We start from the raw sequence: 12,344 nt of genomic DNA on the forward strand, positions 1-12,344 counted from the left end.
ATGCTCGCATCGGTCCGACCGGCTGATGGTTCAGCCGCGGCAGGTGTGTCCTAGTCGTCGTCCTCGCTACTGGCGCCATGCCTCGGCGCCTAAGGCGTGCCTCAGGCAGCGGCCAAGAGCGGACGTCAGCGGTCAACAAGGGGCGGATCACTGAGGCGCAAAAGTGGCGCCGATGCCGAGTTGAGCTGGACAGACGGGTATACGAGCTGGTCAGTGCCTGGAGCGGGTGACCGGGATCGAACCGGCATGGCCAGCTTGGAAGGCTGGGGCTCTACCATTGAGCTACACCCGCGGAGGTGCCAGGACAGCGTAGCTCCCCCGGAGACCCGCCTGGTGACCGCACCCGCCGCCGCGGCGGCGTCCGGCACCGCCCTGTTGCTGAGACTTCCCGATGGGTTCAGCAGACCTCTCCCCGCAGGCCGCCGGATAGGTGCTCGGCTTCCAGCACCCTGCCGGGTATGCGCATAGCGATCGTGACGGAGTCCTTCCTCCCGCAGGTCAACGGCGTCACGAACTCGGTCGTGCGGGTGTGCGAGCAGCTCCGCCGGGGTGGGCACCAGGCGCTGGTCGTCGCGCCGGGCCCCGGCCCGACGGAGTGGGCCGGGTTCCCGGTGGTCAGGACGCCGTCCTGCTCCGTCCCCGGCTACCGCGGATTCCGGGTCGCGCTGCCCTTCCCCGCGATGGCCGCCACCTTCCGGAGCTTCCGGCCGGACGTCGTCCATCTCGCCTCCCCGGCGGTGCTGGGGGCACAGGGGGCGAGCGCCGCTGTTCAGCTGGGCATCCCCTCCATCGCCGTCTACCAGACCGATCTGGCCGCGTACGCCGGCCGTTACCGGCTCGGGGTCGCCGAGCCGGCTGTCTGGCGGCGGCTCGCCAGGGTGCACGCGTCCGCCTCCCGGACCCTGGCGCCGAGCCGGGCCGCGGTGCGCCAGCTCGAGGAGCACGGTGTTCCCCGCGTCGCGCGATGGGCGCGCGGTGTCGACCTCGAGCGCTTCGCACCGTCCCGTCGCAACCCGGAGCTGCACCGCGCCTGGGCGCCGGAGGGCGAGCTCGTCGTCGGCTACGTCGGCCGGCTGGCACACGAGAAGGAGGTCGGCCTGCTGGACGCGCTCCAGGACGTTCCCGGCATCCGCCTGGTCGTGGTCGGCGACGGGCCGCAACGGCGGCAGCTGGAGCGCCGGCTCGGCAGGGCTGTCTTCACCGGCCTGCTGTCGGGCGGCGACCTGGCGGCCGCCTTCGCCTCCCTCGACGTCTTCGTCCACACCGGCTCCCACGAGACCTTCTGCCAGGCCGCTCAGGAGGCCCTGGCCAGCGGGCTGCCGATCGTGGCCCCGGCCGCCGGCGGGCTGCTCGACCTCGTGCAGCCGGGGGAGAACGGTCTGCTCTTCGGCCCCGGGGACGCGGCCGGCCTGGCCGACCGCGTCCTGGCCCTGCGGGACGACCCGGACCTCCGCGACCGCATGGGCCGTCAGGCCCGGCGGTCGGTGCAGGGGCGCACCTGGGAGGCGGTGACCGGAGAGCTCCTCCGGCACTACCGCGACGTGATCGACGAAGTCCGCGGCGCCGAGCAGCGGGACGCCGCGTGAGGATCGTCCAGGTCGCCAACTTCGTCACCCCCACCTCCGGCGGGCTCCGCACCACCCTGCGGCACCTGGCCGAGGGCTACGCCGACCACGGGCACGAGGTGGTGCAGGTCGTGCCCGGCGACGCCGCCGCCGAGACGGCCACCCCGTGGGGCCGCCGGCTGACGCTGCGGGCGCCGCTGGTTAGGGGCACGGGCTACCGCCTGCTGGTCGACCTGGCCGCCGTCCGCCGGGTGCTCGAGCGGGTGGCGCCCGACGCGGTGGAGGTGCACGACCGGACGACGCTGCGCGGCCTCGGCCGCTGGGCCCGCGCCCGGGGCGTGCCCTCGCTCGTCGTCAGCCACGAGCGGCTGGACCGCTGGCTCGGCCAGTGGCTGCCCGCTCCGCTGCGGCTGGACGCCCTGGCCGATCGCTCCAACGCCCGGCTGGTGCGGACCTTCGACACGGTCGTCTGCACGACGGCGTGGGCGGCCGAGGAGTTCGTCCGCCTCGGCGCCCCGCGGCTGGAGATCATCCCGCTCGCCGTCGACCACGCGACGTTCCCCGCCCGCACGGCACCGCGACCCGGTCGCCGGCCGCACGACCCGGTCGCGCTCGTCCTTGCCAGCCGGCTCTCGCGGGAGAAACACCCCGAGGTGGCGGTCGCGACCCTGCGCGAGCTGCTCGCGCGGGGGATCCCGGCGCGCCTGACCGTCGCGGGGGACGGGCCGATGCGGCGTGACCTCGAGGCGGCGACGCGGGACCTGCCGGTCGAGTGGCTCGGCTTCGTGCCCGACCGGGCCCGTCTCGCCGGTCTGCTGGCGGACGCCGATGTCGCGCTCGCCCCCGGGCCGATCGAGACCTTCGGACTGGCGGCCCTCGAGGCGCTCGCCTGCGGCACACCGGTCGTGGCGGACGGTCGCTCCGCGCTGCCCGGCGTGGTGGGCGGGGCGGGACGCGCCGGGGTGGGTCCCGCGGCCCTCGCCGGCGCCGTCCAGGAGCTGCTCGCCGTTCCCGAGGACGTCCGGCGGACGGCGGCCCGTGCCCGGGCGGAGGAGTTCTCCTGGGAGCGGACGGTGCGCGGCTTCCTCGCCGTCCACGACGGCACGCGGGTCGGTGTGCCGTGACCGTGGTGACCGCGCTGGGCGACAGCTTCACCTGCGGCGAGGGCGTCGGCGTCCGGGTGGACCCCGACGCCACGTGGGTGGCGCTGCTGGCCGGGGCGTTCCCCGACGGCCGGCTGGTCCGGCTGGCCGAGCCGGGAGCGCGGGTCGCCGACGTCCGCGACCGCCAGCTGCCGCTGGTCCCGGGCCGGGTCGACGTCGCCACCGTCCTGGTCGGCCTCAACGACGTCGGCCGGTCCGGCTTCGACGCCGGGCGCGCAGCGGCCGACCTGCTCACCGTGGTCGCCGCGCTGCGGGAGCGGGCGGGCACCGTCGTCGTCGGCCGGCTGCACGACGCCGTCTCGCTGCTGCCGCTCCCGGCGCGGATCGCGGCCGCGTGCCGGCTGCGGCTCGCGGCCGTGAACGGTGCCGTCGACCGGGCGGCCGCGCTGGACGGGGTGCACGTGGTGGACCTCGGTGCGGTGCCGGTGCTGGCCGACCCCGGCGGCTGGTCGGTCGACCGCATCCACCCGAGCCCCGCCGGGCACTGCGGCATGGCGGCGGCCGCCGCGGAGGCCCTCCGGGGCGCCGGGCTCCCCGTGGGCCCGATCGGCGAGGGTGAGACGCCCCGCGGGGCCTCGCGTCGTGCCCGGGCCTGGTGGGCGGCCCGGCACGGGGTGCCCTACGCCGCCACGCACCTGGGCGACATCGGCAGGCCGCTGGCCTCAGCGATGCTGCGCCGCCGCTGATCCGGCCCAGGTCTGCGCGGCCAGCCACCGGTGCGTGACAGCGCGGCCGGCCTCGAGCAGCTCGGCGGACCGGGTGGCGTCGCGCGGGCCCTCCGGCAGCACCGGGAGCAACCCGGCCGCCCACGCGTCGGCGATGTGCGGGACCACGTGCACGCGCGGGTCGTCCAGCGCCTCGCGGACCGCGGCCCGGTTCGCCACGGTCCGCGCCACGGTGAACGCCTCCAGGACGGTGCCGAGGGCACCGATGGCCCCCTCGACCGGCGGGACGTACGGCGCCAGGTCCGGGTCCACGGGGACGCCGCACGCCTGCCCGGCGAGCACCTCCGAGGTGGCGGCGCACACGTCCGTGCGGCCGGTCACCGGGGACAGCCCGCAGTCGAGGACGAGCACCCGGTCGCCGGGGCGGGCTCGCTCCAGCGCCGCCCCCACGGGAACCCCGTCGAGGATGCCGGCGTCGACGTGCCGGTGGCCGTCGCCCAGCCGGACCGGGCGGAACAGCCCGGGGAGCGCACAGCTCGCGACCACCACGTCCTCGACGGCCCCCGCGTCGTGCCGGCGGGCGGCCGCGCAGTCCAGGCACGTCGTGGTCACGGTGACCGGGGCGGCCAGATCGGCGACGTCGCGAACGGGCACCGCTCCGGCGAGGAGCCGGCGCAGCGGGCGGGCGTCCAGCAGCGCGCCCTCGCGGCGGACCGACCGGGCGACGCCGCGGACCCGTGCCGGCCAGGTGGGCCGGAGCAGCTGCGCGGCCACGGGCCCGCTCCACCACTCGGCCAGCTCGCGCGCCCGGGCGGCGTCCGGTCGGGCGGCGAGGAAGACGGCGTTGAGCGCGCCGACGGAGCTGCCGTGGAACTCGTCCGGCCGGATGCCGGCGTCGAACAGGGCCAGGAGGCTGCCGGCCTGGAAGGCTCCCATCGCGGCGCCGCCACCGAGGACGACGTGGGTGCGGGGAGGCATCGGACCATGGTGCCCCATCGGCGCCGTCCTCTCGTACTTCCGGGTGATCACGGGGGGCGTCCGGGCTCGTACGGTGACCGGCGTGAACGCCCTGCTGCGCTCGGTCTGGCGCGAGCCGAGGCCGCCGGACGCCCCCGCCCGGAGCCGGCGGGACTGGCTGCTGGCCGCCCTCGTCCCGGTCGCCGCCGTGCTCGAGGGGCTGCTCCGGCCCGACCTGCCCTCCCGCTGGCTGCAGGTCGCCGTCCTCTGCGCGCTCGCCCCGCTCCTGCTCTGGCGCCGCACGCAGCCGGTGCTCGTGCTCATCGCCTGGTTCGGCGTGCTGGCCGTGCTCGCCGCCGGCACCGGCGACCCCGACGGCATGTACACCGCCGCGTTCGGGCTGCTGCTGCCGTACGCGGTCGTGCGCTGGGGCTCGGGCGCCCAGGCGCTGGCCGGGCTCGCCGTCCTGCTGGCCGGCGCCGTCGTCTCGCTGATCCTCGGCTCGGCCACACCTGGCGACGCCATCGGCGGCGCCGCCGTCCTGCTCTCCTCGTTGGCTCTCGGCGCGGCCGCCCGCTTCCGGGCGCGTGCCCGGGCCCGCGAGCTCGACCAGGTCGCCTCGCGCGAGCGGGAGCACCTCGCCCGCGACCTGCACGACACCGTCGCCCACCACGTCTCGGCGATCGCCGTCCGCGCGCAGGCCGGGCTGGCCACCGCGGCCACGCGCCCGGAGGCCGCGGTCGACGCGCTCGAGCTCATCGAGAAGGAGGCGGCCACCACCCTCGCCGAGATGCGCGGCATGGTCCGCGCGCTCCGCCGCGACGGGCCCGCCGAGCTCGCGCCCACCCCGGGGCTCGCCGACCTGGCCCCCCTTGCCGACGGGAACGGCCTGCCCGTCGACGTCCAGGTGACCGGCGACGCGGACGCCGTCGCCCCGTCCGTGGCGGCCGCCGTCTACCGCCTGACCCAGGAGTCGGTCACCAACGCGCGCCGGCACGCCCGGCGCGCCACCCGCGTCGACGTCCGGGTGATCGTCGACGATGCCCGGGTGAACCTGCTGGTCAGCGACGACGGCGACGGCGCGCCCGCGCCGGGCGCCCCCGGGTTCGGCCTGCGCGGCATGGCCGAGCGCGTCTCCCTGCTCGGCGGCACCTTCGACGCCGGCCCAAGGCCCGACGGCGGCTGGACCGTCCGCGCCGAGCTGCCCCGGCGGGGGCCCGCGTGACCGTGCGGGTGCTCGTCGCCGACGACCAGGAGATCGTGCGCACCGGCCTGCGGATGATCCTCGACGCCCAGCCCGGCATCGAGGTCGTCGGCGAGGCCGCGGACGGCGCGGCGGCCGTCGACCTGGCCCGCCGGCTGCGCCCCGACGTCTGCCTGCTCGACATCCGCATGCCCGGCACCGACGGCCTCGAGGCCACCCGCCGGCTCGCCGGCCCGGACGTTCCCGATCCGATCCCCGTCGTCGTCATCACGACCTTCGACCTCGACGAGTACGTCTACGCCGCGCTGCGCGCCGGCGCCCGGGGTTTCCTGCTCAAGGACGCCGGGCCCGACCTGCTGTCCCAGGCCGTGCACGCCGCCGCCCGCGGGGACGCGCTGATCGCCCCGAGCGTCACCGCCCGGCTGCTCGACGCCTTCGCCGGCGCCGGCCCCGCCGCCTCGCCCGCCCAGCCGATCGACCCGCTCACCGACCGGGAGGAGGAGGTCCTCTCCGCCGTCGCGCGCGGCCGGTCGAACGACGAGATCGCCCGCGAGCTGCACATCACGCTGAGCACGGTGAAGACGCACGTCGGCAGCCTCATGGCGAAGCTCGGCGTGCGGAACCGGGTGGAGATCGCGATCTGGGCGTACGAGACGCGGCGCGTGCCGCGCCGGTAGACCGGCCGGCGGCTCTGTCGGCGAGCGTCAGTTGCGCATTTGCGCAAGCGCGACCGCAATCTCCGCGTGCATCGAGCTGTGACCGCGTGCGTGAGAACGCTGCCTCGGGGCGGCGCCAGCTGGCATCGGCCGCCGTCTCCGCCCCGGCAGGAGCCCGCCGCATGGCGCCACCTCGGTGACCCGGGCCGGTCTGCGAGCCGGTGCGGGAGAACGGCTTCCTGCGCCCTGTGGGTCGGTCAGCAGCCTCCGGCGTCCCGCCGAACGAGGCTCGTCACTGCTGCGACGATCTGCTCCGGCTGCTCATCAGGGGCGAGGTGCCCGGCGTCGGGCAGCAGCTGGACCTCGGTGTCGAGCTGGGTGCGTACGGAGGCCCGCAGGCGCGGCACCGGCAGGAAGCAGTCCTTCTCTCCGGAGAGCACCCGACGGGGGACTGCTCGCCAGCGCCGCACCGTCGCCGCCGGCAGGGGCCCTGGTGCACCGGCCGTGCGAGTGCCCCGGGCGACCAGGGTCATCCACTCCACGGCGTCATCCGCAGGACGCCGGGTGGGAGCGTGCAGGTGCTGCAGCAGACGGGCGCTGCGCGCCGGGGTCGGCCGCAGCAGCCAGGGCACCGTAGCCGCGAGGACCGCCGATCCCACCCGCAGCCGGACCAGCCCCGCGGGGTCCACCAGCACCAGTCCGGCGACGCCGGCCGGCTGGGCAGCCAGGGCGATCGCAGCGCCCAGCGAGTGGCCCATCAGCACCGCGCGATCGGTGCGCAGGTGCTCGACCAGTTCGCCGACCCAGGCGCCGTAGGCGGCCATCCGGTCACCCCCGGGCCGGGCGCCGGCGGAGAGCCCGGGCTGCCCGGGCACATCGGCGGCGACGACCCGGTGCTCGGAGGCGAGCGCGGCCAGCAGCGGCAGGCTGGTCGCTGCGTTGAAGTTGGTTCCGGGCAGGTAGAGCACCGTGGTGTCGCCGCTCCCGGCGCTGAGCAGATGGGTCTGGCCCAGTGTGGTGTCCACGGCGGTCCGCTGGTGTGCGGTGTCCCAGTCGGTCAGGCGCCGGATGCACCACGCCCGGATCTCCTGGTGGGCGGTGTCGCTGCGGTACAGGGGGCGGGGCATGGATGTGGCGTTCCTTCGACGGCGGTGGCTCGGGGCGACCGCCACGAGCCCAGTCAGGGTGCCAGCTGCACCGGCACGTTCAGTCGATGACCCGGGGTGCGCTTCTGGCGGTCCTCGGATGAAACCAGCGCCACCCCGGTGGGAACCCGGACGGCGCGAAGCCCATCGAGGACGCTCGCCACCGCGTTCTCACGCACGGACGCCGCCGCAAGTTGGTTGCTCGCACGCCGCAAACCTGACGCTCGCCGACAGGCTCCGACCAAAGGAGGACCCGGGAACCGGTCTTTCCGGCGATGACCTGCGGCGGCGCCGTCCCGAGGATCGGGTGCATGACCGCAGCACTCCGGACAACGCCCCGCCCCCGGCGGCGGTGGCTGGTGCCCGCCGCCCTGATCGCCCTGGCCCTCGTGCCACTCCTCGCCGGTGCCGCCCGGCTCATCGAGCTCTCCGGAGGTGCGGCAGCGCTCCCCGAACCGCCGCGCTCGGCGGCCGCGCCGGTGCCGCTCGTGGTGCACATCGTGAGCGCGCTGGTGTTCACCGTGGTCGGCGCCTTCCAGTTCGTGCCGGGCACGCGGGGACGCCGACCCCGCTGGCATCGGGTGACCGGGCGGATCGTCGCCCCGGTCGGCCTCGTCGCCGCACTCAGCGGGCTCTGGCTCACCGCCGTGATCACCGGCGCCGACAGCGGGCTGCTCACGGTCTTCCGTGCGGCCGCCGGGGCCGGGATGGCCGTGGCCATCGTTCTCGGTGTCACCGCCGTCCTGCGCCGCGACATCCGCCGGCACCGGGCCTGGATGCTGCGCGGCTACGCCCTCGGGCTCGGCGCCGGCACGCAGGTGTTCACCGCCGGCTTCTGGCTGGTCGTGGCCGGCGCACCGGGCCCGACGGCCGAGGCCCTCACCATGGGCGCCGGCTGGCTGATCAACCTGGCGGTCGCCGAGTGGCTGATCCGCCGTCGCCCGGCCGGCCGGCGGCTGCCCACCGCGACCGGCCTGCAGACGGCGCCGGTCGAGCAGTTCGGGTGACCGGCGGCGTCAGCCGTCTCCGCGGTCCTGGGCGGGATCGACGTCCCCGAGCACGAGGCGCTGCCGCTCGACCTCGGCCCGCACCGCGGCCAGGTCGCCGGCCGACCGCAGCAGGTGCGTGAGCGCTCCCGCGCTGTCCGCCCGGGCCGCGCGCGCGAGGCTGTCGAGCAGCTCCTGCAGCGCGCCGCCCCGCTCGCCGTGGTGCACCAGCCGGGCGACGTCGTTGACCGTGCTGCGCACGTCCTGCACCAGCAGCGGGAGCTCGCGCACGGCGTAGCCGACCAGCACCACCAGGTCGAACGGGAGACGCACCAGCGCCGCGGCCGCGGGCAGCACGCCGAACTCCGGCGGCGGCGGGGGAGTGGCCGGGCCGAGGCCGTCGTCGTCGATCTCCACCGCGAGGCCTCCGTCCCTGGGGCGCGCTCCGACCGCCCGTGCGCTCCCCGGCAGGCTAACGGCCGGCGACGCCTCCCGCGGATCGGATCCGGAGGCCGCCGCTACGGTGCCCGGTGCGACCGCGGGCACCTGGATGGGCGCCACCGCGCAGGCAGAGCTGGTGGCAGGCCAAGCGCAGGGCGAGCTCGACTGGGACGACGCGCACCTGATCAACGCCGCGGTCGACATCCACGCCGACGACCCTGCCTTCGGATAGCGGTGCGCCTTCGATCGCGCGGAGACGCGGGAAGCAGTCGGCGGCCGTGGTCTTCGGCCAGAACCCGCGTGCGGAGCGGGCCATGGGTTGTGGTCGGGGTGCGGTGTCGGTCAGTCGTCCTGGTCGTCCAGGGGTGCCTGCCAGCGCCAGGTCAGGGCCGCGGCGGGGAGCGTGGAGATCGTGAAGAAGGACGCGAGGGTGAGGTAGATCCAACCGTCCCCGTCGAACAGGCCGGTGGTCCCGGTCTTGGTGGCGACCCCGTCCGCGATGGCCAGCACCCACAGCACGAACAAGAAGGCCAGCGTCAGATGGAAGGCGTCTCGGTACCCGCGGTCGCGCTGGCTGATCTCACGCTCGTCGAGCAGGACCTCGGGCGCGGCATCGAGCATCTGCGTCGCCCGGCGCAGCACGAGGACGCCGGCCATGCCGAGGACGGCTACGAGCATCATGAGCAGGAGGCCGAGGGTGTCGGCGAGGACGGCGGCGACCACCCCGACGGTGAAGATGATCGCAGGCACCAGGGCCAGAGCGCGGCGCCGGCCGGGGGCGGCCAGCCAGCCGGGTAGAGGGCGCTGGCGCTTCTGCTGCATGCGGGCCTGAGCCGCGGCGCGCAGCTCGGCGCTGCGCTGGGCCGTGGTGGGGCGGGAGGTGCTCATGGGTTCGCTCCTGTCGTGCGAGGTGAGTAGAGCTGCGCGGACATGGCGGGGAACGGGGTGAGGGAGAAGATCGCCTCGACCGGCAGGTCGAAGTAGCCGGCCAAGCGCAGGGCGAGCTCCACCGAGGGTCCGTAGTCGCCGCGCTCGAGGAAGCCGACTGTCTGAGAGTTGATGCCCACGGCCTCGGCGAGCTCCCGACGGCTGAGGCCTCGCTCGGCGCGGAGCACCGCGAGGCGGTTGTGCAGCCCCTTGCCACCCTCACCGACCGCGTTCTTGCTTGGCATGCACGAAGTGTTGCGGATACGCAACGAATCGACAAGCGTGCCAACGTGGGGTCTCGGGCTGTGACGCGCCAACTACCGCCGCTGGCGGCCGGTGCGCGCCCCAGTAGACGCTCGCCTGGCCGACGTCGTCGACGGTCGCGGAGGCGCCGGCGGATCGCCGCCGGCACGATCTCGGGCCCTCCGCGTGATCAGTCGTGGTCACCGGGATCCAGCCGGAGGGGCGAACGGGCTCTCTGCCTGGCCGAATCTCCGCCCGTCGTGCGAGACCTGCCTCAGGTCCGCGACGAGCGGAGCGCGGGCGTCACCGACCGACAGGTGGGGGACCGGGCGCCCGGCTCAGGACTGCGGGGCCAGCGCTTCGACGGCCGGCAGGAAGACCTGCTCGCGATGGACGTCAGCCCGAGCCGGACTGGTCGTCAGCTGGACCACCAGCAGGCCGTCCGAGGTGTCGGCGAGCGCCAGTTCGACGCGCTGCCCGAGGTCCTCCAGCTGGTAGAGGTCCCAGGTGGCGGCCTCCGTCGACAGCTGCTCGACCGGCTGGGGTGGCTGGTCGGTGCCGAGCTGAGCCGCCAACTGCTGGAGAAGCTGGTCGGCGGTCGCCCCGGGGACGACCTGCTGGGTCAGGGAGACCAGCACCGAGTCCTGCCACACCCCGGGGATCACCTCGGTCCAGCCGCTCGGCCGCTGCCCGGTGAGGCCCAGCTCCTCGCTCTCGAACGACGTCATCTCGATCTGGACGTCATCCGCGGTGAAGGCCGGTGGCTCGATGTCGTCGACGCAGTCGGTCGCCGGCTCGCTCCGGGGATCGTCCAGGAACTCCTCGGCGATCTGCACCGCGCAGTCGTGGCTGGGCACCGCGCCGTGCCCGGTGAAGGGGAACCGGACGAAGACGCTGTTCGACAGCTCCGCGGCGATCTCCTCGCCCCACCGCGGCGGCGTGATCGGGTCCAGATCGCCGGCGAGCACCAGCGCCGGGATGTCGCTGGCCACGGACTCGTTCGCGCCGGCGCCCGGCTCGCCGGCGTCCCACGAGGCGCAGACATCGAAGACGCCGGGGCCCAGCGTCGGCGCGCCCTCGAAGAAGCCCTCCACCAGCGGGTGCTCGGCGGCAGCCGCGGCGACCTCCTCCTCAGCGGCGAAGGCGACCTCCTCCTGGCACTGGACGGCCAGCTGCTGCCCGATGCTGACCAGCTCGAGCTGCTGGGAGAGCGCGCCGAGCAGCAGGCCGATCGTTCCGAACTCGCCGTCGTCCGCCGCGGCGATGATCTCCGGCAGGTGCGGCACCAGCTCCGTGGAGTAGAGGGTCTGGAAGAGGAAGCCGACCAGCGAGTCCCCGTCGAGCTCGTCCTCGATGCGCTGCCCGTTCGTCGGGTCGACCACGGTGATCGGGGCCGGCGCGGCGTTCAGCTCGTCGACCAGGCCCTGGAACGTCTGCTCGAGCTCGGGGTACTGCGCGGCGCACCCGGCGTCGTCGGCGCACGTGGCGAACAGGGCCTCCATCGCCCGGACGGCGTTGCCGGGGGTCTCCTCGTAGAGGTCGGCGTCGATCGGGTAGGCGGCGTCCAGCACCACCGACCGGATGCCGTCGGGGTGGTCGCGCATCACGGTCTGGGCCAGCCGCGTGCCGTAGGAGATCCCGTAGAGGTTCCACTCGTCGTAGCCGAGAGCGACGCGCAGGTCCTCGAGGTCGGCGGCCGAGGCGGCGCTGTTGTAGTCGGCGAAGTCGATGCCCTCGTCGACCAGGCGCTGGCGGCACTCCTCCAGGGACTCGACGGCCTGGGCCTCCAGCTCCTCCGGGGGCAGGTCGGAGCCGAGTGACTCCTGGACCCACGAGCTGTACTCGTCGCAGGCCAGCGACGGTTCGGTCAGCCCGGTGCCGCGCTGGTCGACGAGCACGAGGTCCCGGTTCGCGGTGAGCGGCTCGTAGAGCTGGCCGAACCCCTGCGGCACGAGCTCCAGCGTGCTCTGGCCAGGCCCGCCCGACAGGTAGACGACGGGGTCGTCCGCCGGGCTGGCGGAGTCGCTGCGGACGATGCCGAAGGCGAGCTGGATCTCCCCGGAGCCGGGGTCGTCGCGGTCGGCCGGGACGGGCAGCGTGCCGCAGTCGATCTCCACCCCCGCAGGCACGTCGAACTCGCATGCGCCCATCTCGACCTCGGCGGCCGTGGTGGGGCTCGTGTCACCTCCCGCGGCGTCGTCGTCGCCGCTGCTCGTGCAGGCACCGACGGCCAGCAGTGGAACCAACAGCAGTGCTGCTCGACGACTCGTCATTCGCCCTCTCCGTGTGCACCGGGGTGGTCGCGCCGGACGCGCACCCCATCATCGACTGCGCGAGGCGGTGCAGCACAGGCCGGTTCCATGACTCCTGCTCGACCGTCGCTACAAAGTCG

The 12,344-nt window shown here is 75.2% G+C and carries 13 protein-coding genes and 1 tRNA gene; 7 read left to right on the top strand and 7 right to left on the bottom strand.

The annotated features are described in order from the left end of the window. Positions 1-218: 218 nt before the first annotated feature. Positions 219-292, bottom strand: a tRNA-Gly gene (locus ACI79K_RS08420). A gap of 166 nt (positions 293-458) precedes the next feature. Here ACI79K_RS08420 and ACI79K_RS08425 point away from each other — a divergent pair. The 3 genes from ACI79K_RS08425 to ACI79K_RS08435 are packed head-to-tail and all read left to right on the top strand — an operon-like array spanning position 459 to position 3,414. Beyond that, positions 459-1,586, top strand: coding sequence for a glycosyltransferase family 4 protein (locus ACI79K_RS08425; RefSeq protein ID WP_456599492.1), 1,128 nt, complete (start codon positions 459-461; stop codon positions 1,584-1,586). Continuing rightward, the gene (locus tag ACI79K_RS08430) at positions 1,583-2,689 is read left to right on the top strand and encodes a glycosyltransferase (protein ID WP_456599493.1); all 1,107 of its coding nucleotides are present in this window, start codon (positions 1,583-1,585) and stop codon (positions 2,687-2,689) included. The genes ACI79K_RS08425 and ACI79K_RS08430 overlap by 4 nt, the downstream gene beginning before the upstream one ends. Beyond that, entirely contained in the window at positions 2,686-3,414 is a 729-nt protein-coding gene (locus tag ACI79K_RS08435) for a GDSL-type esterase/lipase family protein (RefSeq protein WP_456599494.1), read from the top strand. The genes ACI79K_RS08430 and ACI79K_RS08435 overlap by 4 nt, the downstream gene beginning before the upstream one ends. Here the strand turns inward: ACI79K_RS08435 and ACI79K_RS08440 are convergent. After that, a complete protein-coding gene (locus ACI79K_RS08440; protein ID WP_456599495.1) occupies positions 3,391-4,371 on the bottom strand; it encodes a patatin-like phospholipase family protein in 981 nt (326 codons plus the stop codon). The genes ACI79K_RS08435 and ACI79K_RS08440 overlap by 24 nt on opposite strands. 82 nt (positions 4,372-4,453) lie before the next feature. On the opposite strand from ACI79K_RS08440, the gene ACI79K_RS08445 reads away from it, so the two are divergent. After that, on the top strand, positions 4,454-5,575 hold the full coding sequence (locus ACI79K_RS08445) for a sensor histidine kinase (protein ID WP_456599496.1): 1,122 nt from the start codon (positions 4,454-4,456) through the stop codon (positions 5,573-5,575). Next, the gene (locus ACI79K_RS08450; protein ID WP_456587621.1) at positions 5,572-6,231 is read left to right on the top strand and encodes a response regulator; all 660 of its coding nucleotides are present in this window, start codon (positions 5,572-5,574) and stop codon (positions 6,229-6,231) included. Before ACI79K_RS08445 ends, ACI79K_RS08450 begins: the two co-directional genes overlap by 4 nt. A gap of 236 nt (positions 6,232-6,467) precedes the next feature. On the opposite strand, the gene ACI79K_RS08455 is transcribed toward ACI79K_RS08450, so the two are convergent. Continuing rightward, positions 6,468-7,337, bottom strand: coding sequence for an alpha/beta fold hydrolase (locus ACI79K_RS08455; RefSeq protein WP_456599497.1), 870 nt, complete (start codon positions 7,335-7,337; stop codon positions 6,468-6,470). Between the two features lie 329 nt (positions 7,338-7,666). Between ACI79K_RS08455 and ACI79K_RS08460 the strand changes: the two genes are divergently transcribed. After that, entirely contained in the window at positions 7,667-8,362 is a 696-nt protein-coding gene (locus tag ACI79K_RS08460) for a DUF2306 domain-containing protein (protein WP_456599498.1), read from the top strand. Between the two features lie 9 nt (positions 8,363-8,371). On the opposite strand, the gene ACI79K_RS08465 is transcribed toward ACI79K_RS08460, so the two are convergent. Further along, positions 8,372-8,758 carry a hypothetical protein gene (locus ACI79K_RS08465; protein WP_456587618.1) on the bottom strand — a complete coding sequence of 129 codons (387 nt, stop codon included), beginning with the start codon at positions 8,756-8,758 and terminating at the stop codon, positions 8,372-8,374. Positions 8,759-8,864: 106 nt separating this feature from the next. On the opposite strand from ACI79K_RS08465, the gene ACI79K_RS08470 reads away from it, so the two are divergent. Beyond that, positions 8,865-9,014, top strand: a complete 150-nt coding sequence (locus ACI79K_RS08470; protein ID WP_456587813.1) for a hypothetical protein — start codon at positions 8,865-8,867, stop codon at positions 9,012-9,014. A 110-nt stretch (positions 9,015-9,124) separates the two neighbouring features. Here the strand turns inward: ACI79K_RS08470 and ACI79K_RS08475 are convergent, their stop codons facing one another. From ACI79K_RS08475 to ACI79K_RS08485, 3 genes are all read right to left on the bottom strand, one after another. Beyond that, the gene (locus ACI79K_RS08475) at positions 9,125-9,670 is read right to left on the bottom strand and encodes a hypothetical protein (protein ID WP_456599499.1); all 546 of its coding nucleotides are present in this window, start codon (positions 9,668-9,670) and stop codon (positions 9,125-9,127) included. Further along, a complete protein-coding gene (locus ACI79K_RS08480) occupies positions 9,667-9,954 on the bottom strand; it encodes a helix-turn-helix transcriptional regulator (RefSeq protein ID WP_456587616.1) in 288 nt (95 codons plus the stop codon). Before ACI79K_RS08480 ends, ACI79K_RS08475 begins: the two co-directional genes overlap by 4 nt. A gap of 336 nt (positions 9,955-10,290) precedes the next feature. Then, complete coding sequence (locus ACI79K_RS08485) at positions 10,291-12,225, bottom strand: alpha/beta hydrolase (RefSeq protein ID WP_456599500.1); 1,935 nt, start codon at positions 12,223-12,225, stop codon at positions 10,291-10,293. Positions 12,226-12,344: the final 119 nt, after the last annotated feature.

This window comes from Blastococcus sp. SYSU DS0616, assembly GCF_054051015.1.

Coding starts and splice junctions, on each gene's coding strand:
- ACI79K_RS08425 (WP_456599492.1), top strand. CDS start 459: ATGCGCATAGCGATCGTGACGGAGTCCTTCCTCCCGCAGGTCAACGGC.
- ACI79K_RS08475 (WP_456599499.1), bottom strand. CDS start 9,670: ATGAGCACCTCCCGCCCCACCACGGCCCAGCGCAGCGCCGAGCTGCGC.
- ACI79K_RS08440 (WP_456599495.1), bottom strand. CDS start 4,371: ATGCCTCCCCGCACCCACGTCGTCCTCGGTGGCGGCGCCGCGATGGGA.
- ACI79K_RS08485 (WP_456599500.1), bottom strand. CDS start 12,225: ATGACGAGTCGTCGAGCAGCACTGCTGTTGGTTCCACTGCTGGCCGTC.
- ACI79K_RS08455 (WP_456599497.1), bottom strand. CDS start 7,337: ATGCCCCGCCCCCTGTACCGCAGCGACACCGCCCACCAGGAGATCCGG.
- ACI79K_RS08460 (WP_456599498.1), top strand. CDS start 7,667: ATGACCGCAGCACTCCGGACAACGCCCCGCCCCCGGCGGCGGTGGCTG.
- ACI79K_RS08480 (WP_456587616.1), bottom strand. CDS start 9,954: ATGCCAAGCAAGAACGCGGTCGGTGAGGGTGGCAAGGGGCTGCACAAC.